Below are 24078 nucleotides of genomic sequence, written 5' to 3' on the forward strand. Positions count from 1 at the left end.
GCCGGACCAGGTGACGCCCGGCCTCCGGCGGACTGCCGCGCTTCCTGGCGGACGGGCCGCCGATCACCGTTCTCGTGCGCAGGCCGCCGATCACCGCCTCGCAGGTCACGCTCGCTCGACGAAGGCCCCAGGAAGGACCCGGACAGCGCATCCGGCCGGCGTCCGTGACGGGAACACACCATGTGCCCCGTGTAGGGGCTGATCGCTACTACTGCAGGGGCTGAGGTGGGAAGTGACCGAGAACCGCGTCCTTGCCGCCGGTGTCTCGACCGGCGCGCTCGCCCGGAGGCTGGGCATCTCCCCCACGACGCTGCGTTCGTGGGACCGCCGCTACGGACTCGGGCCGGCGGAGCGTGTCGAGGGGCACCACCGGCGCTGGACGCCCGAGGACGTGGCGATGGTGCGCGAGATGTGCCGCCTGACCGCGGAAGGCGTTCCTCCGGCCGAGGCGGCCCGCGCGGCGAAGACACAGGCCGCTGACGCCCGCGGCGCAAGGACCCCTCGTGCGGAACCGGCTCCGCCCGGACCGGGGCCGCTTCTCCCCCCTCCCCTTCCGGCGGCCCCTCCCCTCCCGGCGGCCGAAGCCGAGACCGGGCCGGACGACGCCGCCCTGATGGACTCCCTCACTCCGGCGGAGACCCGGCGGCGGTGCCGGGGGCTCGCCCGGGCAGCGGTCCGGATGGACGCCGAGGCCGTGCACGAGCAGATCACCCAGGCCATCGAGTCCTACGGCCTGATCGCGGCCTGGGAGGAGGTGCTGACGCCCACGCTGCGCTCCGTCGGTCGCAAGTGGGAATTCTCCGAGGACCGGTACGTCGAGGTCGAGCACCTCTTGTCGTGGCAGATCTCCGCGGCGCTGCGGCACGTCTATGCGCGGGCCGTCACCCGCGACCGGCACCCCGCGGGGACCCGCCCGGCGCTCCTTTCCTGTCTGCCCAGCGAACAGCACACCCTGCCGCTGGAGGCGCTCACCGCCGCGCTCGCCGAGCAGGGCCAGAGGGTCCTGATGCTGGGCGGGTCGGTGCCCGTGGAGGCCCTGGAGGCCACCGTCCAGCGGACCGGGCCCTCGGCAGTCGCACTGTGGTCCCAGTCCCGGTCCACCGCCGACCTCCCGCTGGCCCGCCACCTGGCCGCCGTCCGCTGGGGCGTCCACGGCGCCCGTACCCGCAGTCATCTCCTGCTGTGCGGCCCGGGATGGGGTCTGCGCGGCGCACCCGAGCTGCTGCGCCCGCACGGTCTGACCGAGGCGGTCAGGTTGATGGTCGGGGCGGGACGCCTCGGTGCCGACGACCTTCCGGCGGGGGACGGCCGACATGCCCTTCCGGGGGCGTGACGCCGACGAAGCACGTCCGGAGCGGTCTTCTTCGGGCCACCGGCCGGCCCCTGGGCGTCCGGGCGGCCCCTGGGCGAAACAGACGCATCCGGACGACACTCTTGCCGAGTGGCCGTCTATGCGAACGTGACGTACACCGCGGCTGTGGGGACGTTGTCGTACCGGTCTGCGCACGGGGCAGTTGACACAGGACGCGCTCCTCTGAATCGCGCATCGTGATCACGCCTGAAGCGGATGCCTCTGTGGCGGCCGTGTCCGGGCTTCCACCCATGGTCGACGGGTTCGGCGGCGACGGTGCCGTCGCCGAGCGGGGGCGCGGCTTCGACTGCTCCTCCCTGGTCCAGTAGGCCTACTGGCCCGACCTGCACCTGCCGCGCACCGCCGCCGCCCAAGACGGCACCACCTCCGACCGCACCGCCTCCCGGCAGGACTCACAAGTCGGCGACCCGCTGTTCTGGTCCGACAACGGCGGCTCCGGTCCTATCCACCCCGTTGCCATCTACGCCAGAGACACGTCATCCCCCCGCACCGGCAAGTCCGTCGAAGTCGCCCCCCTCACCTCCGCCATGCCCGACAGTTACTACTACGGCGCCACCTGTCCCTGAACCGCCTGTGAAAGAGAAGTGCCTTGGCTCTGGTCATGACTCAGGAATACGCGGCCCTCGTCGTAGGGGTCGACATCGCCCTACTCGTCGTCGGGACCGTGCAGATTCTCAGTCTCCTCAAAGCGGCGGTGGCAGACTTCAAGAAGCTGGTGGCACGCGAGGATGCGGCACTGACAGTGATCAGCGACCGGCTGCAGGCCGGCGACGAACCAACACGCGATGAGCTACAGGCAGCCGTCGACCAGAGCCGCCCGCGCCAGGTCCTGCCACCGATCGGCTTGAGCTTCCTGGGCTTGCTGTGGGCCCTGGTCTCCGCAGCCCTTCTCCTCGCCATCGTGGTCACCGTCTTCTGGGCCGCCGACGAGAACCCCGGCCCCGCCCGGTTGCTGGCGACCTACACCGCATGGATCACAGCCATCAGCGCCACACTTCTCGTCCTGGAGGCTCTGGTCCAGTCCGCCCGCCTGATGAATGCGCTGGAGGAAGAGGAAGGCACGGAGAGGGCGGGCATGAGCCCCGCCCTCTACAACGCAGCCGTGGCCAAGGTGGAGGAGTATCGCCACACCCAGCGCCAGGCCGTCCCCGTCCAGGCCGACCCGGACCCCCAGACCACAACCGATACCCCTGGCCAAGAAGTACGGTGAACGCCGGCAGCGCCAAGATCACCAGGCGCGGTGCGCCGAGGGGCGAGCGCCCGGAATTACGGTGCACCAGAGCGGTCACAGGCGCCCTTCGGTGATGGCCGGTGCTCCGGGACAAAGCCCTCGGCATGCCCCTGAGCCGCAGCTACCATGATCGCGGTCCAGCCGTCACACGCTGGACGTAACTCCCCCAGCCACGGCGTCTCGCCCGACCGTCGCCCTGGCCGCCGTGCACGCGGTCTCCGGCCACGACATCCGCGCGATCCGGACAGCCGACGTGGACCTCGCCCGCGGCACCGTCGAGATCCGACGCGGTCTGCTACACCCTCTGACTTGGGCCGTTCACACACCGCTTGGTCGCCGAGTGGGTGACTACCGGCACCGCCGATGGCCGGTCCCGACGAACCCGCGGCTGCTGGTCAGCCAGAAGACCGCGCTCGACCCCGACCAGCCGGCCGTCGACATCGGCACGCTCCGCGGGGTGCTGCCCAAAGGCGTGACGTCGGACGGCCTGCGGCAGGACCGGATCGTCGACGAGGCGCCTCGAGTGCGGCGATCCGCTGAAGCCGATGCGCCTGTTCGGGATCACGGAGAAGACCGCGATGCACTACGTGGGGACCGCCCGTCCCGAACGCACGGCCAAGCTGCCGAGGTGAGGCGGGCCGTCAGCCTTCCGGGTCATCTGCACGCCTGCTCGGTAGGGCGTGCACCGGCAGCGATCCGCAGTGCGTACACAGGCGCATCGGCGGCGTCCGGTACAGGACCGAGGTAGTGGTGGCCGGTCATCTGGCACCAGGCAGGCAGGTCCAGTGCAGCGGCCGGGTCACTGGTGGGAGCCGCGGAAATTTTCCTTTGCCCGGCGGGGGTTACGCCTTCGGTAGGATACCCAAGGGGGTATCTCGAAGGAGTGTGGGTTGTGGAGCTGGCGATGGCGGCTGAGGAACTGAAGACGGTGGTCAACCGGCTGCGCCGGGCGCAGGGCCAGATCGCCGGAGTGATCAAGATGATCGAGGAGGGGCGGGACTGCGAGGACGTGGTCACCCAGCTCGCCGCGGCGTCCAGGGCTCTGGACAAGGCCGGTTTCGCGATCATCGCCACGGGCTTGCAGCACTGCCTGACCGACGCGGACATGGCTGCTTCCGGTGACCGGGAGCAGATGCGTACTCGGCTGGAGAAGCTGTTCCTTTCGCTGGCCTGAGCTGTGGTGCCGCGGTGCCGGATCACGCGCCTGGTTCGGGCGGGTGGCCACATGGCCTGACGTACGACGAAGGGGGGAGGAACCCGGAGCTGAATTCCTCCCCTTTGTGGTGTGGTTCAGCGGTTGCGCAGTGCGGCCAGCGTGTGGTCGAGGTCGGCGGCGCGGGGGCGGTTGTGGGGGAGCTTGGCGAGCAGGGCGGCCATGCCGCAGGTGTTGGTCAGGGCGGAGAAGACCAGCCCGGCCGCGATGCCCGCGGAGAGGAGCTGGAAGGCAGGGTGGACGACGAGACCGAGCAACAGGCCGAGCAGCACGATCGCGCCTGCGGTGAGCCTCACCTGCCGCTCCATTCCCCAGGTGGCACGGGAGGTGCCCTGCGGGCGGTGGAGTTCGTGGCCGTCGGCGGCCCAGGCTCCGGTGCCTCCGGACAGGGTGGCGGCGGTGATGCCGTTGTCCGCGAGGATCTTGCAGGCGTTCTGGGAGCGGGCGCCTGAGGCGCAGACGACCAGGACGTCACCACGGTCGGTGGCGTGGCGGATGTCGGGCAGTGCGCGCTGGATCTGGTCGAGGGGGATGTTGAGCGCGCCGGGGAGATGGCCGCTGGCGTATTCGCCCGGGGTGCGCACGTCGATGATGGTCAGTTCGTTCAGGCGGGTGCGTGCCTGGTGGGTGGCGAGGGCCGTGGGGGTGGTCATGGCGGAGGTCGTCCTCGGTGTGTCGGAGTGTGCTGGGGCTTGGTCTGACGGGGGGACCGAGAGGCGGTCCTGGGGTTGCGGTGGGCTGGGGAGAAGTTCTGCTGGTTTCGGGTCCGGGGCCGTTGGCGGCCCTGGTGTTCAGGCGATCGCGTCGATGAGCATGAAGGCCGCCACCGCCAGCAGGACGCCGGCGAAGATTCTCTGGAGGCTGGTGCCGGAGATCTTCGTCGCGAGGCGTTTGCCGTCCCAGGCGCCGAGGATCGCGGCTCCGGTGAAGGGGCCGATGATCTCCCAGTGGAGCCCGCCGGTGGTGCCGGTGCGAGCGGCGAGGGCGGCCAGGGAGTTCACCATGATGACGAGCAGGCTGGTGCCCACCGCCCGCCGCATGGTCAGTCCGAGGACGCTCACCTGGGCGGGCACGGCGAGGAAGCCGCCGCCGACGCCGAGGAAGCCCGTCACGGCGCCGAGTCCGGCGCCGGCGCCGGCTGCCTTGCCGGGACGGATCCGGTCCGGCGGCTCCGACGCGGACGGCCGTAGCATGCGCAGGGCCGCCAGCGCGGCGATGCCCGCGAACGCTGCCGTCAGTACCGCTTCGGGAAGGCGCCCGGCGACAGCGCCGGCGAGGAAGGCGGGGACGATGCCGGCCGCGGCGAACAGCGTCCCTGTCTTCCATGCCACGTTGCCGTCGCGGGTGTGGGCGTACAGGGCGGTGGCGGAGGTCGCGGTGACGATGATCAGGCCGGCGGTGGTGGCGGCCGCGGGAGTGAAATCGAGCAGGTAGATCAGTGCCGGTACGGCAAGGACGCTGCCGCCGCCGCCGAGGGCTCCGAGCGCGAGGCCGATGACGGCCCCGGCGATGAGGGCGAGAACGAGTACGGTCACGCTGTCTGGCCGCTGTTCCCGCGTTCGTCGACGACCGGGTGCCCGGCGGCGGCCCACGCGTTCATGCCGCCCTCGACGTCCACCGCCTGCGCTCCGCGTTGCGTGAGGAGTTTCGCGGCCTGCTGGGAGCGGTGTCCGCTGCGGCAGATCACCACGAGCGGGCGCCCTTCGGCTTCTGCGGGCAGGGTGGCGCCGGCGAGCAGCTTCGTCAGCGGCACGTGGACGGCGCCCGGGGCGTGGCCCGCGCTCCACTCGGGCTTCTCGCGAACGTCCAGCAGGACCGCGTCGGGCCAGTCGCCGCTGGTACGGCTGCGTGCCTCGTCGACGGTGACGCGGGGCCCGTTTCGGCGGAAGAGGAACATCACACGCTTCCTTCCTTGCGAGGGGGGAACGGCGGATCAGCCGGAGGTCAGGGCCAGCCCGGCTTCCGCCGCGGCGTCGAAGCCGTCGTCGACGGCGACCACGTCGCGGCCTGCGGCATCGAGCAGGGAGGCGGCGATCGCCGCGCGCATCCCGCCGGCGCAGTGCACCCACACCGTGCCGTGCGGCACCTCGCCGATACGGCCGTGCAGCTGATGGATCGGGATGTGGACCGAGCCGTCGATCCAGCCGCCCGCCCGCTCGGAGTCGCGGCGCACGTCCAGGACGACCATGTCATCGCCGCGCTCGCGCGCCTGGGCGAGGTCGGCGAAGCGGGCACGGGGGAAGGAGGCGAGCTGTTCGCCGGAGCGGACCCAGTCGGCGGGGTTGCCGGTGGCGGCGGCGGCCGGGTGGTCGATGCCGACCCGGGCCAGTTCCCGCTGCGCGTCGGCGATCTGCGCGGGGGTGTCGGCGAGGAGAGTGACGGGCTTGCCCCAGGGGATCAGCCAGGCCAGGTAGGTGGCGAGTCTGCCCTCGCCCTCGAAGTTGAACGACCCGGCCACGTGCCCCTCGGCGAAGGCCATCCGGCTGCGCAGGTCCACCACCCACTCGCCCGCGGCCAGCCGGTCGGCGATCTCGCCTGCGCCCGCACGCCTCGGCGGGGTCAAGTCGACGGGGGCGGGGCCGGCGGCGTTGGCCGGACCCATGTGCGCGTAGTAGGCGGGCACGTCCTCCAGTCCGGCGAGCATCCGGGCGACGAAGGTGTCCACGTCCAGGGTCAGCGCGTCGTTGCTGGTGCGTTCCTTGCCGATCGTGGTCGCGTCGCCCTCGGACTGGGCGGAGGAGCAGAAGCTGCCGAACCCGTGGGTGGGCAGTACCGGCACCTCGTCGTCCAGCTCGGCCGCCAGGCGGTGGGCGGAGGCGTGCTGGGCCCGGGCCAGCTGCTCGGTCAGTCGCGGCTCCACCAGGTCGGGGCGGCCCACCGTCCCGATCAGCAGCGATCCGCCGGTGAACGCCGCCACGCCACGCCCGTCCTGCTCCAGGACGTAGGAGGTGTGGTGCGGGGTGTGCCCGGGGGTGGCGATCGTCCGCAGCTCCAGACCCGCGTCCACGCCCACGGTGTCGCCGTCGGCGACGGGGGTGCGGGCGAAGGACACGTGCGCCGCGGCCGGCACCAGGTAGGAGGCGCCGGTGACGCGGGCCAGCTCCAGGCCGCCGGTGACGTAGTCGTTGTGCACATGGGTCTCCGCCACGTAGGCGATGCGCACCCCTCGCCGGGCGGCGGCGGCGATCACCCGGTCGATGTCGCGCGGCGGATCGATGACCACCGCGGACGCGGCCCCGCCGGCCAGGTAGCTGCGGTTGCCCAGGCCCTCGGACTCCAGGGTGTCGACGAAGAACACGACTGCGGCTCCTCCACAAGAAACGGTGTACCCCGGGGGGTATCTGGCACTCACTCTAACAGGGATACCCAGGGGGGTATTCCGGTCGGGTTGGTGGAGGCCCCCGGCCCGGCATCGCTCCCCCTGCGGCGGGTACCGGGTGGGGTATCAAGGAAGGGGGATTCTCCGCACCGAAGGAGCAGCGCACCGTGTCCTACGAACGCACCGTCCGTCTGGCCGTCACCGACTTCGACGCCGCTGTCACTGCTGTCCGCCAGGCCCTGGCCGATCAGGGGTTCGGCGTCCTCACCGAGATCGACGTGAGGGCCACGCTGAAGGCCAAGCTCGGCCACGACATGGAGGACTACCTGATCCTGGGCGCCTGCAACCCGCCGCTCGCCCACCAAGCCCTGGAGGCCGACCGCTCCATCGGCCTGCTGCTTCCCTGCAACGTCGTCGTCCGCCGCGACGGCGACCACACACTCGTCCAGGCCCTCGACCCGGGCACCATGGTCACCCTCACCGGCCTGGATGCCCTCCAGCCCGTCGCCGACGAAGCCACCGCCCGGCTCGACGCCGCGCTGACCGCCCTGGCCGCCGCCTGATCCTCCCCGATTTCCGGCAGTCGGCCGGCCCCGGCACGCGGTGCCGCAAGAGAGCCTTCTGGCCACCGTGACCGGCCCCCGGTCACGGCGCCGTCGGCAGTGAGCGTGCCGGCCCACTTCTCATCGGCGAGGAACTGCTGCATCAGCAGCGTGTTGAAGCGTGCACGAGGGCGGACCGGAGCAGGTGCAGCTGCAGGGCGACCATGGAGACCTCCTGGGACTCCTCGTCCGCCCCGGCCACGTCACCGTCCGTGCCGTGCAGAGGTCCTTGTTCGCTGTTCCGGTCTTCCACCACCTGCAAGCCCTCGCGGATCTCGCGCCTCGGCGCGGCGTCGGCCATGCGGTCGCAGACGAAGGCACTGCTCACCGCCCGCCCGAGTTCCTCGATCGAGTCGGCCCCGGGCCGGTGCGGCATGGCGGCCAGCCGAGGCAGCCCGGGCAGAGGTCTTCGCCGGAGGCGGTTCCGGGCACGCCGCAGCCGGCGCATTGGACGAGGTCCCGGTAGGTCAGGGCCTCGCTCACCGTGCGGTCGCGCTGCGCGGGGCGGGAGGGGGCTGTGGTCTGCTGAGTGGTCTTCGCAAACCCGACTCTGGCCCAGACCTGTTGGTGTGCAGGGCGGGTAGGCCGGTGATGAAGTAGGCGGCTGCGCCGACGCAATGGTCTGTGGCGGACAGGTCGGACCAGTCGTTCAGACGACGTTGAAGCCTCGGGCGGCGTCATAGATGTCGGCATCCACGACGTAGACGACGTGTGTGGTCACGATGAAATGGACCATGGCTCCGTCCAGCCGGCTGGAACGCGTGAGGTCGTCGTTCGTGAAGGCAAGGTGGGTGGAAGGGCCATAGGGGTCATCGGTGATCCGATCGACGAGACGCTTCAGGATCCGGCGATCACCAGGTGGGAGGTAGTCGCGGAGCCGGGCCGCTCGCTCGGTGAACTCAACACGGCGCTTCATGATGGCCGGAGTGTAGGTCGACGTGCACGATGCGGTCATCGGATTTTCGAGGGAGAGCTGGGAGTGGGGGGTGGGTCGACTTCCGGCGTGGTTGCGTTCGCCAGGCGCTCTATCGATAGTGCTGGTCAAATCCACACGCTGACAGCTGCGACCAGCACGGTCGCTTCGTAGCGCACGGCAAGCTTGTCGTAGCGCGTGGCCACCGCGCGGTGGCGCTTGAGACGGTTGACGCCGCACTCCACGGCGCGGCGCTCGCGGTGGACGGCCTTGTCGAGCATCGGCCGTCGGCCGCTGTGGAGCCGCGCCTTTTGCGGTTGGCGATCTGGTCGCGCTTCTCCGGGATCTGCCGCGAGGCCGCTGCCGAACACGCTGAAGGGCATCGGGGAGGTCCTGGCTGCCGGGGAGGGAAACTCGGAGGACCTGGCCACGTTCGAGAGCGACGTCTTCGCGTCGGGGCCGAGTCATGTGCGGGTCACGCGCTGCCGACGGTCACCGTGGCCAGGTGATGTCGCGGCCGTCGGGTGTGACCGTGATGAGGAAGCGGTCCAGGTCGGGACCGCCGTCGTGCTGCCACCGGGTCAGGTGGTCTTCGATCTGGTCCCACCGGCATGCGGGTCCGCCCTGGCGTACGAGCCAGCGGTCCTCGTCGCGGTGAACGGATCCAGCCGCATACGGTGACAAGGATCTCCCCGCCGGGCCGTACCTGTCTGAGCCACGCGGGTGGCACGTTGACGATGCGGTGCTGGAACAGGTGCGCCGTGCTAGAGACGCGGTCGTCGATCTGGTCGGGCGTGACCTCGCCGACCTCAACCGTGCACGAGACGCCGTCGACCCGGGTGGCGTCGGGCATCCTGCACGGCCGCGCAGCCGGCGCCGACGACGCCGTCACCCTGAACTCCGTACTCCGTACTCCGGGCACCCGGCCAGCGAGGTCCTGGTGCCGCTGCCGGAGCGTCCACCGCGCAGGTCGGGCTGATCTTCCGCGTGGGGGTCCCTCAGGCGCCGAGTTCGCCACCGTCCGACCGGCTGGGGATCGAGGTCGAACTACCGGACCGCGGTATCGGCGTGCAACCCAAGGAGACGTGTGATCCGGTTCTCCTTGAGTGAGGCCGGATACGGCCGTGCCACCTGAACTGCCCCGAGGATCAACCTCGAAGCGCGCTGTGGAGTCCTCACGGTGAGGGTCGCGACCAGGCGACCGAACGCTGAAAGGTGTTCGCATGAGGACTGAACCCCGGCTTCACCTGATGGTCCCCGACGACTTCGATGATTACGACGCCGACTCCCAAGTGCACCCCATGGCGCGGAAGATGTTCTTCGGGTCGGCCATGGCGGAGCCCTTCGCGGAAGCCGCCGCATGGGTCCAGGCCCACCATGTCCGGATCATCGACACGGCGTGGGAGAACGCCCCCGCCGGGGAACCCTTCTCGTGCGTGCTGAGCGTGTACTTCGTCTTCGAGGACGACGGCAGGGACTGAGCGGTGCGGCGGGGCGTCCTGGCCGAGCACGCCCCGCATCTGCTACTGCCGGACCGGTCGGCCGGCGGGCGGGCGGTGGCCGACCGCGCCATTCATCGGGCACGTCGCCGCGCATCGTCGCGGCCGCCGAGACGGCCCCGCCGGCGGCCGCCGCTGTGCGCTCCGAGCAGCCCCTGCTGCGGCGCCTGGTCGCCCCGCGTGCCGCCCGCGGACTTCTCCGAGGACGTCAGTACCTTCAACGGCGCCCACTACGTCGAACGCGGCTCGCCCTTCGAAGGCAAGGACGGCTCCTCCCACCGCTGCTCCGAGCAGCGCGAGCAGGTCCTCGACCCCGCCGAGATTGCACGCGGCGTGACCTCCCTTCGGGCACAACAGTGATGCTCACCCGCGTGGTGTCGTGTCGCCCAACGCCACACGGGTGAGCATGTGTGAGTGAGCCCGGCCTCACCCTTTCCCACCATCGAGGGGACGCGATGCCCGATCGCGCTGACCGCGTCCGCCGCAAGGGCGCCGCACCCAGTGAGAACCTGTGGCGACAGCCGTCGGAGCAGTGGCTGTTCAGCGGCATCTACGGACTGGTGCTGGCCAGCGCCATGGTGGCCGCGCTGGACGCGACGGGGGACACGGCCGATCCCGGCGCGGACGCGCTGTGGGTGCTGATCACCGCGCTGGCGTCCGGGGCCGCCCACGGATACGCGCACCTGATCGCCCGACGTGCGTCCGCAGACGGGTCGGCCACCGCGAGCAGACTGCGGTTGGTGCTCGCCGAGTGGCCCTTGGTCGCCGCCGTCCTGCCCACGGTGGGGCTCCTGCTTGCCGCGGTGGCCGGGTGGTGGGCAGAGGACACCGCAGTGGACGTGGCCCTCTCGCTCAACACCATTGCCTTGTTCGGCCTGGGCACCTGGGCCGCCCGTACGGCTGGGCAGCGATGGCTGTCCTCGTGCAGGGCGGGCGGCCTTGACATGCTCATCGGCCTACTGATCATTCTGGCGAACGCCGTGATCCATTAGTCGATGTCTCTCGGATCATGTCCTGAGTCGGCGTCGGCGTCCCCCTGACTGAAGCCGCGGGCGCCTTCACCCGGCTGGTGAAGAAGATCGGAGAACGGCGACCGGCTCCGGGGTGAGGCCGGAGTGCGACGTCCGGAGATCGTCGACGGGAACAGGGACCGACCTCGTCGGCCCGATCAACCCCGTGGCCACCGTCGGGCCAGGTGCTTCGGTGAGGCCTTCGGCCGCCCCTACCCGTCCCGCTGCACCGGTCACAGGGTCACAGGGTCACTACGGCAGCGATCAGCGAACGACCGAGGAACGAAACCCGCGATCAGATCGTCGGGGGGGAAGCGGCCCCGACCTTCGACCGACCGGCTCCCGCCGTCGCCGCCTCACCACAGCTGTGTGCCGGGGCCGCCCTTGAACGGCCCGCGCACCTCCGCGGTGATCCAGCCGCCGTAGAAGTCGCCCTCCTGTGCCGTGACCTCCTCTCCGTCGACCGTGCAGCGGTCCATGCGGCTCGGGTAGAAGGCGAAGAAGCCGGCGAGGGGCGCGTAGCCAGGCTCCGGGTGGGGATAGCTCCAAGCGGCGCGAACGCGCACGTCGTCTCCCACGACGATGTCCCAGTACCGGGCCGACCCCTTCCATTCGCACCAGGTCCGGCCCCCCGCCGCCGGGAACACATGTTCCATACGGACGTCCTGCGGGGGGATGTAGAACACCGGGGGATGGCTGGTCTCCAGTACCCGGACGGCCCTGCGAGTCTCGGCCACCACCTGTCCGGCGCACTCCACCCGCACGTCACGGCCGTCCTCCCGCACGACGGGCGGCCGCGGGTAGTCCCAGACCGACTCGGGCGTGCGCGGGGTGGAACGCGGCGCGGGCCTTTCCAGCGGATCCAGGTACACCTCGTCCTCGTAGCACCAGGCCCACATTCGGTCGCGTGTCAGAGTCCGGGCCACGGGGTGTGCGCTGGAGGCGAAGTGGGCCGTGGCGTGAGCGCCACGAGAGCTGTCGTCACAGCCCACGTGGCCGCAGGTCAGGCACAGCAGCAAGCCGGCCGGTGCGCGGTCGTGCGCCGTGCAGGAGAGGCACGTCTCGCTCAGCGGAGGTGGGTCAGCCGTCCAGGTGTGGGAGCAGGGTTTCCCCGAGGGCCGGCCGCCGTCGGGCCGCGGTGTCCATCTCGTCATCGGTGATCACCGCCCGTTGCGGTCGACGTCACGCTTCTCGGCGGCCCCGTGCCCCGGCCCGTGCCCATGTCGGTCACACTCTCTCCTCCGCGGTCCTTGCTCTCCACACTGTTTCGCCCCGACACCGCACAGCAGATGCAGGCCGCCAGGTACTCCGTCCTCAGCGGTGGCCCTCCATGCCGGAGGCATGCGCCACCTGGGAGTGACCATGGTCGAGAACGACCGGCGGCCGGCCGGGCGGACGACACCGGGTGGGTGCCCACCCGCGTGGGCCGCGGCGGACGCACCGGATGATCCGGCAGCCAGACACAGGACCCGGACCCGGCTGACTTGGCATGGAGTGCGCTCGAAGTCATAGCGTCGAGGACGCAAGGGCGCACGAGGCCGTCTCGGCGCCGGCTCCTCTCGGGGATGCCGGGTGGTGACATCCGTGCCTGGACGGACGAGAGACTTCGCGCCGCCCGAAGGACGATCAAGCGTGCAGGAAAGGCTGGTCCACGACATGCAGAAGCGTGGTCTGCGGGAATTGCAGGTATCGGCCATCGGCCTGGGGTGCATGGGCATGTCCGCCTTCTACGGAACGGCCGACCAGGAGGAGGGCGCCGCGACGATCCGGCACGCCCTCGATCTCGGGGTGAACTTCCTCGACACCGCGCAGATGTACGGACCCCTCACCAACGAGTCCCTCATCGGCGAGGCGATCCGGGGGCGCCGCGACGACTATGTGATCGCGACGAAGTTCAACTATCGAATGGACGACGCCGTACCGGGCGACATCAGCACGGTGGGCCCGCAGGACGGCTCGTCCGAACACGTCCGCAGCTCCGTCCACGGCTCGCTGCGGCGTCTGGGAACCGACTACATCGACCTGTACTACCAGCACCGGGTCGACCCGAAGGTGCCCATCGAGGAGACGGTGGGCGCACTGGGCGAACTGGTCGCCGAGGGCAAGGTGCGCCACATCGGCCTGAGTGAGGCGAGCGCCCGGACGATCCGGCGTGCGCACGCCGAGCATCCGGTCACGGCTGTCCAGAGCGAGTACTCGCTCTGGTCGCGGGACGTGGAGTCCGAGGTGCTGCCCGCCTGCCGGGAGCTGGGCATCGGCTTCGTACCCTATTCGCCCCTCGGCCGCGGCTTCCTCGCCGGACGGTTCACCTCGCCGGACGACCTGGATGCCAACGACTGGCGCCGCCAGAATCCTCGCTTCCAGGACGCGAATCTGGAGGCGAACCTGCGGTTGGCGGCGAAGGTGAAGGAGATCGCCGCGGAGAAGGACGTGACGCCGGCTCAGCTGGCCCTCGCGTGGGTGCTGGCCCAGGGCGAGGACCTGGTGCCGATCCCGGGAACCAAGCGCCGCACCTACCTGGAGGAGAACGCCGCCGCTGTCGACATCGAGCTGACGAAGGACGACCTGGCGCGGATTGACGCGGAGTTGCCCGAGGCGGCCGGTGAGCGGTACGACGAGGCGGGCATGCGGTCCGTCAACCGGTAGCCGGAGGGGGGCGCAACTTGTGGAAGTCGTAGCCCCGGTCGGCATATAGGCGCAGGGTTTGCGGCGGGGACGTCCCCGAAGACCCCGGACCGACGGGATGGCGCCGAGTAGCGGCAGGAGCTGGATGGCGTCGAGCCGGTTGCCGCCACTGAGGGTGACGGTGAGCCCACCGTCTCCGCGGGAACATCACGCCAGGTGACACCCGTCCGCAGTACGAACATCACGCCGGCGAGTGCCGCTCGATCAGAAGGCGCAGCCGCCCGGACAGCGGCGGCTGCGCTCAGAAGCCGGCGGCAGCAGCGGAGCCACACGATCCCACAGGTTGTCAGTGCGCGTCGCGGAGCCGAAGAAGGTACGTCGCAGTCAGTGCGACGGCGCGGTCCCTGTCGTGCGAGAGTTCCATCAAGGCACGAGACGCCGTCGTCCCCGGAATGTCCGCCAGTGCTTGGGTCAGCCGCCCGCGCGCGGGCGCTTCAGTGGTGGTGGCGAGGCGGTCGACGAGTATTGCCGCGATCCGCTCGGCCGCCGAGGTGTCGCTCGCCAGCGTGCTCAGTGCGTCGGCGGCGTCGGTGTCGTTCCTTCCCGCGACGACCATGTCGATGAGCGTCGGTACCGCTTCGGCAACTCCGCGTGCCCCGAGCGCCAGAGCCGCATGTCCGCGGACCCCGGCGTCGGCGTCTGCGAGGGCGTCGAGAAGGTACGCGGCCACCTCATCACCGGGCATGACGGCGAGGGACTGAACAGCGCGTTCCCGCACCGCGGCCTCCTGCGAGCCGAGGCCCCTCGCCAGCAGTGCCGGACCGGCGTCGTTGTCCGATCGTGCCAGCGCCCAGCGAAGGGCACCGGCGACGTTCGGTTCCGACTCGCTCAGCGCGGCCTCGACCAGCGCCTCTACCGGCACCGGTACCTCGTCGGCCGAGGAGAGAGCCGCGCGCTGACGCACCTCGGCCCTCTTCGACCCGAGTGCCTGGAGGAGAGCAACGACCTGGAGGACGCCCTCCCAGTCTGTCGGCCCCGCGGCATCGATCCGGCGGAGCCGCGTGAGCAGCTCGCTCTCAGCGGTGATGCGTTCACGCGTTTGACGAATAAGGTCCCCCACGAGCGCCGAGGGGGTGAACCCGGAGTCGTCAAGTGTCCGTCCGATCTCACGCAGCGACAGCCCCAGCGACCGCAGACTTTCGACGTAGAAGATCCGCCGGATGTCGTCGTGGGAGTACTCCCGATAGCCCGAGCCCGTGCGGCCCGAAGGCCGGACCAGGCCCAGCGACTCGTAGTGTCGGAGCATGCGGGCACTGACCCCGGACCGTCGTGCCACCTCACCGATCAACATACTTCTCATCGTCCGCCGTGGGAGCTCCGGTGAGGGCGGCGACGCGCTTGGCCTCCTCGATCGCCGCCTCGAAGCCGGCGTCCGGGTCTCGCGAGAGACGCTGTGTGGCGAGCGCGTGCGCGCGCACCCGAGGGTCGGACGCCTTAGCCGCGGCATGCAGAGCCGGCACGCTCAGTTCACCCAACGCGACCAGTGCCTGGCTGAGACTCAGCTGGGTCTCCCGCTCACCCCGTCCGAGCTGGGTTGCCAGCACCGAAGCCAGCGCGGGTTCCTCGCCTCCCGGCACGAGGACGATGGCGGCCCGCCAGGCGCTCCTCGCCACCTCGTCGTCGGCGTCGGACATCAGCTCCCGCGTGATCGCCGGCCACGCCCTGCGGTCCCCGATCTTGGACAGAGTGTGCAGTGCCTGGCTGCGCGCCCGCGCATGCCTCGAGCGGACTTCGCAGAGCAGCCCGGCCAGCGTCAACGACACAGGGTGCCGGGTGAGTGCCCAGGTCAGCGTGTCACGGACGAAGAACTCGGGCTCGATCGCGGACCGCTCGATGAGCTTGCCCACGAAGTACGGGTCAGGCGCCGTACCAGCCGCCAGAGCGGCCTGCAGGCGCACCGAGGAGCGACTGTGCTCCAGCCCCTGAAGCGTTCGTGCCACATCCGCGTCGTGTCTCGTCATGGTCATCGCAACCACCTCCTTGGGAGGCAGTGAAGACCTTGGCACCGTGTCAAGGTCAACCGCCAAGGTCACCACCCGGGGCCGCGAATGATCCACGGCGCCGGATTTCGGCCAGGGTCGACAGCTTTGTGCCAGCGTCAGCAATCCGTCTCCCACATCAACGGGGCGCCGCGGTGGGCGACCTGATGGGCCGACACCCCACGACGACCGGTAGGCGTCCGGCCGCTGCAGCGCATGCCGGCCACCCGCTCGTGACAGAGCGACGCCCGCTGGGATCCCGCTTCGTGCGCTGGTCGACGTCACAGACCCGACCGATGTCCCGGCACCCGAGACTGTTCCTCCCGGCAGGCACATGCTGCGCGTGACGTTCGAGCGGCCATGGACGTGCGGTGACGATCCGACCGGGCCTCGGTCAGTCGAGGCCTTCGACGATGCGGAAGTCTCGCTCAACGCCGTCGAAGAGGGCGGCCGGCGCCTCCTGATACGCCGCGCTCTCGTACACCGCGACGGCCTGCTCGAAGCTGCCGAACTCGATCAGCCCGGCTCGGCCGTATAGGCGTCGTGCGCCACGACCCGACCGCCCCGGACGAGGACGCCGACCGCCCACGGCCTTGACGGCCGGAGCGGCCGGCGCGCGCGGCCTCGGTCCGCCGACTCCTGCCCAGTCACGGCGCAGGATCGCCTGCGTCGCAGAAGTCGTCGATGAGAGGGCTGACCGCAACCACAGGCGACGGCGGGTACGCAAGCCCTCCCCGACCTGCCGTCCGCGGCGGGGCGTCACCGCGGACTGCACTGCCGTTGGAGAGGAGTGGCCGTGCCTCGGCTGCCGCAGCGCAGCCGGTCAGCGGCTGTTGCCCGCGGGGTAGACGCTGAGGTCGCCGTAAGTCGACAGAGCTGTGCCCGGGTCACCGGGTCCGTGCCGCAAGGTGGTGTCCAGGAAGGCGAGAGTGGCTGCGGCGACGACGTGCGGGCTCTCGGATCGGCCCAGGGAGCCGACTATCGAGGGCACCGGTGGCAGGTACAGGGGGCCGTCCATGAAGGTGAGGTGCGCGGCGCCAGGGATGGTGAGCCGGTAGCTCGTCGCGGTGTTGCGCTTGAGGGCGTGGGTGAGGCGGGGTATGTAGTGCCGGTCCGTGGCGGGGGTGATGGCCTGGGTGAGCGCGAGCGTCGGCTGGTGCAGGGAGGGGGTGGCGGGGCCGTGGGGATAGCCGTCCAGGTCGATGACGGCGTCGAATCGGCGGTCCTGCCGAGCCGCCTGCAGGGCAGCGGCACCGCCCATGGAGTGGCCGGCGACCGCGACTCGGCCGGTGTCCAGGCGTCCGGCCAGCGGGCCGGTGATCTCACCTCGGCCTGCATGATCCAGCTGAGTGAGGACGAAGCTGAGGTCAGCGGCCCGAACAGCCGTCCAGTCGACCGCCAGCTTGTCGTCCTTTTCCCGGTCCCCTGTGGAAACGGTTCTGGTGTGAATCGTTCGGCCGCCGCTGAGGACGACGGCGGCGGAGTCGTACGGATGGTCGAGGGCGGCGACCGCATAGCCGTGGCTGGCCAGTTCCTCCGCCCAGGCGGTGTTCTGAGTACGCACTCCGCCTGACCCGGGAGAGAACAGCACGACGGGGAACCGTCCGCGCCCACCGGCCACTGGGGCGTCGAAGACCGCATGCGTCCGGGCACCCGGGACGCCGTCGACCAGGAAGCCAGGCACGCCGACCTGACGAGCGAGGGCATCGGAAACGGTGTGCGCCTCATGCTTCGTGCGTCCGAGGTACTGGGCCCGTTTCGCCCCAGCGGGGCTCTTCTGCGCGGGATACCAGAGCTGAACCACGACCGTGCGCCGGTCGTACGGATCCGCGGTGAAGCTCTCTGCCCGGTGTGGGTCCGTCCACTGCACCACGCGAGTGCCGACCGCGAAACGGCCCGACGGCTCCGGGAACACAGGTACAGGAAAGGCCCAGGCGGCCGTCGGCCCCGTGGCGATCAGGCCGAGGCAGGCCACCGACCCCGTCGCCGCCGGCCACCGTCGAGCCCGCCACACCGGCCGGCCGGTACGACGTCGAATCAGAGGAGAGACGGCGAACGGCAGCGCGATGACAGATGCTGCCAGTACCGGCAGCATCTGCCAGCGGATCCCCGCCACACCCAGCGCGATCGCGGACAGTACGAGAACCGCCCCCGCAGCGATCGTGACGCCTGGGCGGGCACCAGCGGGAAGCCAGCGCACCACTACCAGCACGACGGCACCCAGCAAGGTGAGGATTTCCGGAGGGGACATGTACAGCCCCGCGATGATCTCGGTCACCCGGCCATCCTCGGTGCGGAGTACGTCCTGCCACATCCGTCCCGGGTCGCCATCGCGTACAACCTGAGTCGCAGCCCGAGGCGTGCCCTGTGCGACCGGAGTCGCAATCGAGCCCCCCGGCCAGCGGATGCCTCTGCGGCCTCGGGGGCAACGAGACCTTTCCTGCGGGCGCATCTTGGGCCCCACGCCATCGGCCGTTGTTCATGCGGTTCGCGGGCCCGCGGCCTACGGTGACAGGAGCGTGGCACAAGCGCCGGGAACCCAGGGGTACGCGGACTCCCCGTATGCGACCCCCTTGTTGGGGCTCTACGCGGTAGTGCTCCCGGCCAGGACACCCTTGTCCTCCTCTCCGCAGGCATCCTTCGGGCCCACCGACAGGAGGACTTGGTGTCGTACCCGCGACCACTCTCCTGAGGAGTACCTCGCCGACACAAGGCAGGAGTTGAGCCTCCCGCACATCGTCGCGATCCGTGGCTCCACCCGCTTCATGGCAGAGATGACCGAGGCCGGTCTGCAGGAGGCCAAGGCCGGAAAGATCGTCGTCGAGCAGGGGTGCGACATGAAGACGCCGCACGCGTTCTGGTCGGATCTGGTCGCGGCCGAGGCGCTGAGGGTTCGACTCGACGAGCTCCGCCGGCGAAGATCCGGCTCGCTGATGTGTGTTCGTCGTCGGTGCCCACATCGGAGACGGCACCCGAGCCGAATCGCCTACGCCCGCTCGTAGGCATCCCTGAAATGGAAGGCTGGTTCCGGACGCGGACCACTTCTCGGAACGGCGGAGCACCTCGATCCCGGCTGCGATGTCAGGACTCGTTGCGGTCGGTTGACGACGTGGTGTTGACGACCGCTCCAGCAGACCGGTTCACCGTGCCGCCGGCAGCGACCGACCCATTTCGACCGCAGACAAGGGAGATGTCCAGCTCGGCCGCCGCGTGGGCGATCGGGCGGTTCTGGCGACGGTGCACCGGTCGCAACCGTCCCTTCGCGCACAACTGAGCATGGCGGCGAGTCCCAGCCGTCGCTAGCGCCAGGGGTCGACGGCGTGCTTGCCGCGGGTCCGGCCGGCCTCGAGGTGCTGCAGCACTGCCGGCCCCTCGGCCAGGGCGTGGACTTGGGGGGTGCCGGGTGCGTATACGCCGTGCGCGATGAGGGCCTCGATCTCGACGAGCAACGACTGATAGATGGACGGGGCGGCGACCGCCAGCGCACCGATGTGCAGACCCTTGACCTGGACCGGGTGGGTGAAGACCAGATCGTGTGTGGTCAGGGTGGCGTCGCCGGAAGCGGCACCGAACACGACGATGCGTCCGGTGAAGGGTCTGGTGACCGACAGGCTGGCCCCGAACGTGGCCTCTCCCACCGATTCGAGGACCAGGTCGACGCCGCCGGTCAGGCGGGTGATCTCCGCCGCCAGATCGGGGTGCCGGCTGTCCAGGACTTCGTCGGCACCGAGTGCCTGCACAGTGGCGTGCTTCGACGGTGACGCCGTGGCGATCACGCGCGCACCGTAGTGGCGGGCGAGGCGCACGGCGGCCTGTCCCACCCCGCCGGCCGCTGCATGAACCAGCACCACCTCCCCCGCCTTGACCTCGCCCAGCGGCTTCAGCGCCGCCAGGGCGGTGGCCCAGTTCAGCACCAGCCCGAGAGCTTCGGCGTCACTCCAGCCGGCGGGCACCGGAAGGACACTCGCGGCCGGCATCGTCATGTACTGAGCGAACGCGCCCGGGCCGACTCCGACGACGTGGGTGCCCAGCTGAAGCGGATGTTCGACGTCCGGGCCGATACCCACGATCTCTCCGGCGGCCTCGAAGCCCGCCACATAGGGGGCCTGCGGGCCTCCGCCGTAAGTCCCACGGGTCTGCATGACGTCCGCGAAATTGATCCCGGCGGCGCTCACGCGGATGAGGTACTCGCCGGGGCCAGGGACGGGGCGGCGCTGATCGGTCGTCAGGGTCAGATCCTTCGGCCCCCGACGGGACTTCTGCACCAGTGCTCGTATCGTCTGCTCAGCGGTGTTCTGCCGCTCGTCGATCTCCATGCACCGAACGTAGGACTTTGACACTTGCGTCAAGGTCAAGTGGCGGTCGGAGATCATTACGGCGGGCCTCTCGAAGGTAGGCGTCGAGTGCCGCCTGCTGATCGCTGAGAGCGGCGATGCGAGCAGCAAGCCGATCACGGTAGTCCTGGACCTCCTGCACGAACTCCGCGCACAACGCGTCGCTGCCGGCATCGGATCCGTCGGTGAGCCTGGGCAGGAGTTCCCTGATCAACCGCACAGGCAGCCCGGAGTCCAGCAGCGAGCGGACGACGAGCACCCGGTCGATCGTGGACTGGCAGTAGTCGCGGAACCCGTTGCTGAAACGGCCAGGGACGATCAAGCCCTCATCCTCGTAGTGCCGCAACGACCTGGCACTCACACCGCTGAGTCTGGAAGCCTCGCTGATCTTCATGCCCGGAGACAACGCCCAAGAGGGCCGCGGTCTTCCAGTACTCGCTCGACGAAGCGACACGCCGCTCAGGCGTCGACAACGCCATGTTCCGGCATCCGGTCGCGGCGGCGCGGGCCCTTCGCGACGATTCCGGCACTCCCCCGTGCCCCTGGTCGCCGGTCACGCACCGCGCCTGCACCCCGACGCCCAGGGCGGCGGCGATCATGCCTCAGGCCAGAGGCGGCCCTGTCGCGCACCACACCTCGCCGGCGGACTCCCGCCGGTCAGGGGTCACAAAGGTGCGCCGAAGTCGCCGGCAGACGCGGGCAGGGCACCTCGTACGTGGTGCGCCCCAGCAGCATGGTGTCGGCTTCTGCCACCAGTGCCCCGATGAGCGCGCCCGCCTCCTCGGTCGTGTGCTGGAAGGTCCACTGCTCCGGCGCGCCCACCACGCCGTCGGCGGAGATGAACAGCCCGGTCACGATCCTGCGTTGCGTCATGGTGTTCCCTTGTGGTCGTTTCTGCGGTGACTGGGACAACCATCGCCCGACGCAAAACCGTCATCAAGGCCGGTTATCGCTACGATCGTTGCGCCAGGCACAACGATCGGGGGCGCATGCTGGAAAGAGTGGAGACGGAAGTGCTCCTCACCCTGGCCGAGGAACTCCACTTCGGCCGCACTGCGCAACGGCTACGGCTCACCACCAGCCAGGTCAGCCGCACCGTCAAGAGTCTCGAACGCCGCCTGGGAACAGCCCTGTTCACACGCACCAGCAGAGTCGTCGCACTGACCTCCATCGGTGCCGCCCTCGTCGCGGATCTCCAACCGCACGTGCGGGGCATGGACGCAGCCATACGCAAGGCCGTCGCGGCCGGGCGCGGGGTCCACAGCACACTGAAGGTCGCGTTCCTGGGGGCGGCCGCGGGACAGCTCCTGCTCAAGGCCGTCGCTCTCTTCGGCACTCGCCACCCGGACTGCGGCATCAGCCTCCACGAGGCCCAGGTCCACGACGCCTGCGCCCGCGTGCTCGACGGGGACGTCGACGTGCTGATCACCGCACTGCCCGTACACGGCGTCCGAGTCGGCCCCGTCCTGCTCTCCGAACCCCAGATGCTGGTCGTTCCCCGCGCACATCCTCTCGCTCGTGCAGCGACCGTGAGCCGGGAGGTGCTCGCCGATCACCCGGTCGTCCAGATGCCCGACACCTTCCCCGAGGAGACCCGGCTGCACCGCGTTCCCGCGGCGACCCCGAGTGGCCGCCCCATCCGCACGGGCCCCACGGCCGCCACCTTCCCGGAGATCCTGGGCCTGGTCTCCTCCGGCCACGGCGTGTTCCCGGTCGGAGAACACGCAGCCCGCTTCTATCCCCGCCCCGACCTCACCTACATCCCCCTCACCGACGCACCGCCCGTGCAGTGGGCACCGATATGGCTGGAGTCGAACGAGACCGGCTCGGTTCGGGCCTTCGTCCGATGTGCGGTGCAGGCTGCGGCCAACACCCCACGGCCGCACGTCAGCGGCCCCGGCACCCGATGAAACATCCTCCGCGCCACCGGGCCCCTCCAGATGGCCCCGTCCCCTTGCGCCCAGCCCTCCAGGCGGCTCCGCCCCTCTTGCTCAGGAGTGCCTCGTCGCGATGGAGAGAGGAGGCCTCATACCAAGCCGCAGAGGCGTCGACCGACTGGCGCGCCTGCGCGAGCACAACGCGGCCGCCGCCGCGCGCGACGCTCGCCGCAACCGCTGGGACGCCGGGCGCGGTCAGAAGATCGGTGTCAGCACGGCGTACTGTCACAACCACCAAGGGAACAACCGTCAGCCATGGGCCAGAGGGCAACAGGTGCTCACCCCGACGACGAGCATGCGGCCACGGCCCGCCTGCTCGAACTCGTACGCGGCTTCGTCACCACACATGTCGAATGGAAGCCGCTGTTCATCGGCGCGGTCATCACCGCCGCTGATCGCATGCGTCTGTATTTCCGATCACCCGAGCGAACACGCACCTACGGTGTCGATGTCATGATCAGCCATATCGGCCCCGGCCTGCTGGGAACACTCCTCTCCCCCGCGTTCCTCGCGAACGAGCACCTGCACCAGCCGTCCGACGATCCGCACTGTGACGTGATCGTGGACCTCACTGACTACTGACGGCGCGACGCGGCACATGGGGCGACACGGCCGGGCATGGGCGCCCCGAAAGCCACCCGGCGCAGACCCACACGGTTCCCGGCATCGCCGCTCGCCGTCGCCGACCGTGGCGAGAAGGGCAGCCGCACAGGAGTGGGACGCCGTCCCCCGACGGCACCGGCCGCGACGGACGTCGAGACACCGTCGGCTGTGCATGACCGCTGTTCGGTGGGCCGAAGCCCGGATGTGGGCCAAGCTCCACCGTAGGTCCGGTTCGACTATGGCGATCCCGCTGCATACACCGCCGACGGTGGCAGGGAACCGGCCGATCACTGAGCCGGTAATGGATTCGGCCCAGGGTGCGGTGGCCGGCGGACGCCGGTGTGCAGCACCTGGCCCAGGTGGCCCGGGCCCGAGGGCGGCACGACCTGGGGTGCGTTCCGGTAGCGCTGGGTCTCGGTCTGCCAGGCGTGGTAGCCACTCATCCACGCGCTCATGACGCGGACATAACCGACGACGTCGGCCCGCTCCCGCTCGGTGAGGGCGAGTTGCGTGCAGACGGTGGGTACCTGTCCAGCCAGGTCGTGGAAGCGGTGAACGCGCCGGTTCACCTCGTTCCGGGCCGCGATGAGGGCTTCGTCGCGGGTGAGTTGCTGGGCCCGTTCGAGGACAAGGACGAGGTTGTCCATGTCACCGCGAGCCTCCTCCTTCTCCAAGGAGTACACGTCGTTGCACATCAGGGTGACGTCGATGGCAGCCCGGCGCATGATGCGCAGCTCGGGGCTGTGGAAGACGGACGCGGGGACGGTGAGACCTGCTGCGCGTTCCCCGAGCGAGAAGGGCAGGTCCGTGGCGGCGATACCGCGCCTGACCTGGAGGTAGGCGTCGAGGTCCGCCGGAGTGCCGCGGAGACGGCCCCGCGCTTCGTGGGCCTGCGCGGCGAAGTAGTACTCCCATTCGTGTGCGGTACGGGCGGTCCAGGCCGGGTGGGCGCCATCGGTGCTGCGGGCCCATATGTCGGCGAACGCCATCGTGCAGGGGTCCGCGCCGGGCGCCGGCGGGGCGCCGTGCGCGATGTCGATGAGCCCCTGGCAGACGCGGGCGGTCTCGGCGGGGTCGCGGCCGAGGGGACCGTCGAGCTGGTCGTCGAAGACGAAGAAGAATCCCATCGCGTCCGCCAACAGGTCCAGCCCCGGACCTCGGGCATGCGGGAACCCGAGTGCGGCCAGGCGCGGCATGTCCCAGGAGACGTACCAGGCCAGGGACCGGTCGTCAGGGACCAGGCCGAGACGGCACACCCAGTCCAGATTGTGCCGGCGGGCGTCTTCGAGGCCGGGGCTGATGTCCGTGGGCACGGGGAGGTCGAAGCTCATGTCCTGCGGCATGGATCCTCCCGGAGCCGTGGCGGACTGCGGCACATATC

At 70.2% G+C, this 24078-nt stretch carries 25 protein-coding genes and 3 pseudogenes; 11 read left to right on the plus strand and 17 right to left on the minus strand.

What is annotated here, in order from left to right:
• Window positions 1-232: 232 nt before the first annotated feature.
• From ACIGXJ_RS34805 to ACIGXJ_RS34815, 3 genes are all read left to right on the plus strand, one after another.
• On the plus strand, window positions 233-1333 hold the full coding sequence (locus ACIGXJ_RS34805) for a MerR family transcriptional regulator (protein WP_399654146.1): 1101 nt from the start codon (window positions 233-235) through the stop codon (window positions 1331-1333).
• 640 nt (window positions 1334-1973) lie between these two features.
• A complete protein-coding gene (locus ACIGXJ_RS34810; protein ID WP_399654148.1) occupies window positions 1974-2582 on the plus strand; it encodes a hypothetical protein in 609 nt (202 codons plus the stop codon).
• Window positions 2583-3495: 913 nt separating this feature from the next.
• Complete coding sequence (locus ACIGXJ_RS34815) at window positions 3496-3777, plus strand: metal-sensitive transcriptional regulator (protein ID WP_010358257.1); 282 nt, start codon at window positions 3496-3498, stop codon at window positions 3775-3777.
• 116 nt (window positions 3778-3893) lie between these two features.
• Here the strand turns inward: ACIGXJ_RS34815 and ACIGXJ_RS34820 are convergent, their stop codons facing one another.
• The 4 genes from ACIGXJ_RS34820 to ACIGXJ_RS34835 all read right to left on the minus strand — a co-directional run bounded on the left by ACIGXJ_RS34820 (window position 3894) and on the right by ACIGXJ_RS34835 (window position 7114).
• Window positions 3894-4469 carry a rhodanese-like domain-containing protein gene (locus ACIGXJ_RS34820; protein ID WP_399654152.1) on the minus strand — a complete coding sequence of 192 codons (576 nt, stop codon included), beginning with the start codon at window positions 4467-4469 and terminating at the stop codon, window positions 3894-3896.
• Window positions 4470-4607: 138 nt separating this feature from the next.
• Window positions 4608-5351 (minus strand): sulfite exporter TauE/SafE family protein, encoded by a 744-nt coding sequence (locus ACIGXJ_RS34825; RefSeq protein ID WP_399654155.1) that lies wholly within the window; start codon window positions 5349-5351, stop codon window positions 4608-4610.
• A complete protein-coding gene (locus ACIGXJ_RS34830) occupies window positions 5348-5713 on the minus strand; it encodes a rhodanese-like domain-containing protein (protein WP_399654158.1) in 366 nt (121 codons plus the stop codon). The genes ACIGXJ_RS34825 and ACIGXJ_RS34830 overlap by 4 nt, the downstream gene beginning before the upstream one ends.
• A 36-nt stretch (window positions 5714-5749) precedes the next feature.
• The gene (locus ACIGXJ_RS34835) at window positions 5750-7114 is read right to left on the minus strand and encodes a rhodanese-like domain-containing protein (protein ID WP_399654161.1); all 1365 of its coding nucleotides are present in this window, start codon (window positions 7112-7114) and stop codon (window positions 5750-5752) included.
• Window positions 7115-7302: 188 nt separating this feature from the next.
• On the opposite strand from ACIGXJ_RS34835, the gene ACIGXJ_RS34840 reads away from it, so the two are divergent.
• A complete protein-coding gene (locus tag ACIGXJ_RS34840; protein WP_399654163.1) occupies window positions 7303-7698 on the plus strand; it encodes a DUF302 domain-containing protein in 396 nt (131 codons plus the stop codon).
• Between the two features lie 142 nt (window positions 7699-7840).
• Here the strand turns inward: ACIGXJ_RS34840 and ACIGXJ_RS34845 are convergent, their stop codons facing one another.
• The 3 genes from ACIGXJ_RS34845 to ACIGXJ_RS34855 all read right to left on the minus strand — a co-directional run bounded on the left by ACIGXJ_RS34845 (window position 7841) and on the right by ACIGXJ_RS34855 (window position 9033).
• A complete protein-coding gene (locus tag ACIGXJ_RS34845; RefSeq protein ID WP_399654166.1) occupies window positions 7841-8113 on the minus strand; it encodes a Tn3 family transposase in 273 nt (90 codons plus the stop codon).
• A 273-nt stretch (window positions 8114-8386) separates the two neighbouring features.
• A complete protein-coding gene (locus tag ACIGXJ_RS34850; RefSeq protein ID WP_399654169.1) occupies window positions 8387-8653 on the minus strand; it encodes a hypothetical protein in 267 nt (88 codons plus the stop codon).
• Between the two features lie 125 nt (window positions 8654-8778).
• Window positions 8779-9033 carry a hypothetical protein gene (locus tag ACIGXJ_RS34855; protein WP_399654171.1) on the minus strand — a complete coding sequence of 85 codons (255 nt, stop codon included), beginning with the start codon at window positions 9031-9033 and terminating at the stop codon, window positions 8779-8781.
• A gap of 840 nt (window positions 9034-9873) precedes the next feature.
• On the opposite strand from ACIGXJ_RS34855, the gene ACIGXJ_RS34860 reads away from it, so the two are divergent.
• From ACIGXJ_RS34860 to ACIGXJ_RS34870, 3 genes are all read left to right on the plus strand, one after another.
• On the plus strand, window positions 9874-10131 hold the full coding sequence (locus ACIGXJ_RS34860) for a hypothetical protein (RefSeq protein WP_399654174.1): 258 nt from the start codon (window positions 9874-9876) through the stop codon (window positions 10129-10131).
• 198 nt (window positions 10132-10329) lie between these two features.
• Window positions 10330-10509: a hypothetical protein gene (locus ACIGXJ_RS34865; protein WP_399654176.1), complete on the plus strand. Its 180-nt coding sequence runs from the start codon at window positions 10330-10332 to the stop codon at window positions 10507-10509.
• A 95-nt stretch (window positions 10510-10604) separates the two neighbouring features.
• On the plus strand, window positions 10605-11141 hold the full coding sequence (locus ACIGXJ_RS34870; protein ID WP_399654178.1) for a hypothetical protein: 537 nt from the start codon (window positions 10605-10607) through the stop codon (window positions 11139-11141).
• Window positions 11142-11515: 374 nt separating this feature from the next.
• On the opposite strand, the gene ACIGXJ_RS34875 is transcribed toward ACIGXJ_RS34870, so the two are convergent.
• Entirely contained in the window at window positions 11516-12313 is a 798-nt protein-coding gene (locus ACIGXJ_RS34875) for a DUF427 domain-containing protein (RefSeq protein ID WP_399654181.1), read from the minus strand.
• 502 nt (window positions 12314-12815) lie between these two features.
• Here ACIGXJ_RS34875 and ACIGXJ_RS34880 point away from each other — a divergent pair.
• Window positions 12816-13805, plus strand: coding sequence for an aldo/keto reductase (locus ACIGXJ_RS34880; protein ID WP_399654280.1), 990 nt, complete (start codon window positions 12816-12818; stop codon window positions 13803-13805).
• A gap of 25 nt (window positions 13806-13830) precedes the next feature.
• On the opposite strand, the pseudogene ACIGXJ_RS34885 reads toward ACIGXJ_RS34880, so the two are convergent.
• The 5 genes and pseudogenes from ACIGXJ_RS34885 to ACIGXJ_RS34905 form a co-directional block, all read right to left on the minus strand.
• Window positions 13831-13970: pseudogene (locus tag ACIGXJ_RS34885) on the minus strand (IS5/IS1182 family transposase); the annotation flags it as partial.
• Window positions 13971-14130: 160 nt separating this feature from the next.
• Window positions 14131-15135, minus strand: coding sequence for a MerR family transcriptional regulator (locus ACIGXJ_RS34890; RefSeq protein ID WP_399654184.1), 1005 nt, complete (start codon window positions 15133-15135; stop codon window positions 14131-14133).
• Complete coding sequence (locus ACIGXJ_RS34895; protein WP_399654283.1) at window positions 15122-15811, minus strand: HEAT repeat domain-containing protein; 690 nt, start codon at window positions 15809-15811, stop codon at window positions 15122-15124. The genes ACIGXJ_RS34890 and ACIGXJ_RS34895 overlap by 14 nt, the downstream gene beginning before the upstream one ends.
• A 406-nt stretch (window positions 15812-16217) precedes the next feature.
• A pseudogene (locus ACIGXJ_RS34900) lies at window positions 16218-16433 on the minus strand (DUF1330 domain-containing protein); the annotation flags it as partial.
• Between the two features lie 213 nt (window positions 16434-16646).
• Window positions 16647-18137 (minus strand): alpha/beta hydrolase family protein, encoded by a 1491-nt coding sequence (locus ACIGXJ_RS34905; protein WP_399654187.1) that lies wholly within the window; start codon window positions 18135-18137, stop codon window positions 16647-16649.
• Between the two features lie 351 nt (window positions 18138-18488).
• Here ACIGXJ_RS34905 and ACIGXJ_RS34910 point away from each other — a divergent pair.
• Window positions 18489-18825 (plus strand): annotated as a pseudogene (locus ACIGXJ_RS34910) (hypothetical protein).
• Between the two features lie 297 nt (window positions 18826-19122).
• Here ACIGXJ_RS34910 and ACIGXJ_RS34915 read toward each other — a convergent pair.
• From ACIGXJ_RS34915 to ACIGXJ_RS34925, 3 genes are all read right to left on the minus strand, one after another.
• Window positions 19123-20139: an NADPH:quinone oxidoreductase family protein gene (locus ACIGXJ_RS34915; RefSeq protein ID WP_399654190.1), complete on the minus strand. Its 1017-nt coding sequence runs from the start codon at window positions 20137-20139 to the stop codon at window positions 19123-19125.
• A complete protein-coding gene (locus ACIGXJ_RS34920; RefSeq protein ID WP_399654193.1) occupies window positions 20108-20551 on the minus strand; it encodes a MerR family transcriptional regulator in 444 nt (147 codons plus the stop codon). The genes ACIGXJ_RS34915 and ACIGXJ_RS34920 overlap by 32 nt, the downstream gene beginning before the upstream one ends.
• 263 nt (window positions 20552-20814) lie before the next feature.
• On the minus strand, window positions 20815-21030 hold the full coding sequence (locus ACIGXJ_RS34925; protein ID WP_399654196.1) for a hypothetical protein: 216 nt from the start codon (window positions 21028-21030) through the stop codon (window positions 20815-20817).
• Window positions 21031-21158: 128 nt separating this feature from the next.
• Between ACIGXJ_RS34925 and ACIGXJ_RS34930 the strand changes: the two genes are divergently transcribed.
• Both ACIGXJ_RS34930 and ACIGXJ_RS34935 read left to right on the plus strand, forming a co-directional pair.
• Window positions 21159-22067: a LysR family transcriptional regulator gene (locus ACIGXJ_RS34930; RefSeq protein WP_399654198.1), complete on the plus strand. Its 909-nt coding sequence runs from the start codon at window positions 21159-21161 to the stop codon at window positions 22065-22067.
• A 282-nt stretch (window positions 22068-22349) separates the two neighbouring features.
• On the plus strand, window positions 22350-22676 hold the full coding sequence (locus tag ACIGXJ_RS34935) for a hypothetical protein (RefSeq protein WP_399654201.1): 327 nt from the start codon (window positions 22350-22352) through the stop codon (window positions 22674-22676).
• Between the two features lie 308 nt (window positions 22677-22984).
• Here the strand turns inward: ACIGXJ_RS34935 and ACIGXJ_RS34940 are convergent, their stop codons facing one another.
• On the minus strand, window positions 22985-24040 hold the full coding sequence (locus tag ACIGXJ_RS34940; protein ID WP_399654203.1) for a terpene cyclase: 1056 nt from the start codon (window positions 24038-24040) through the stop codon (window positions 22985-22987).
• Between the last annotated feature and the right edge of the window lie 38 nt (window positions 24041-24078).

This window comes from Streptomyces sp. NPDC053367, from assembly GCF_044545925.1.
In the GTDB taxonomy this organism is placed as follows: domain Bacteria; phylum Actinomycetota; class Actinomycetes; order Streptomycetales; family Streptomycetaceae; genus Streptomyces.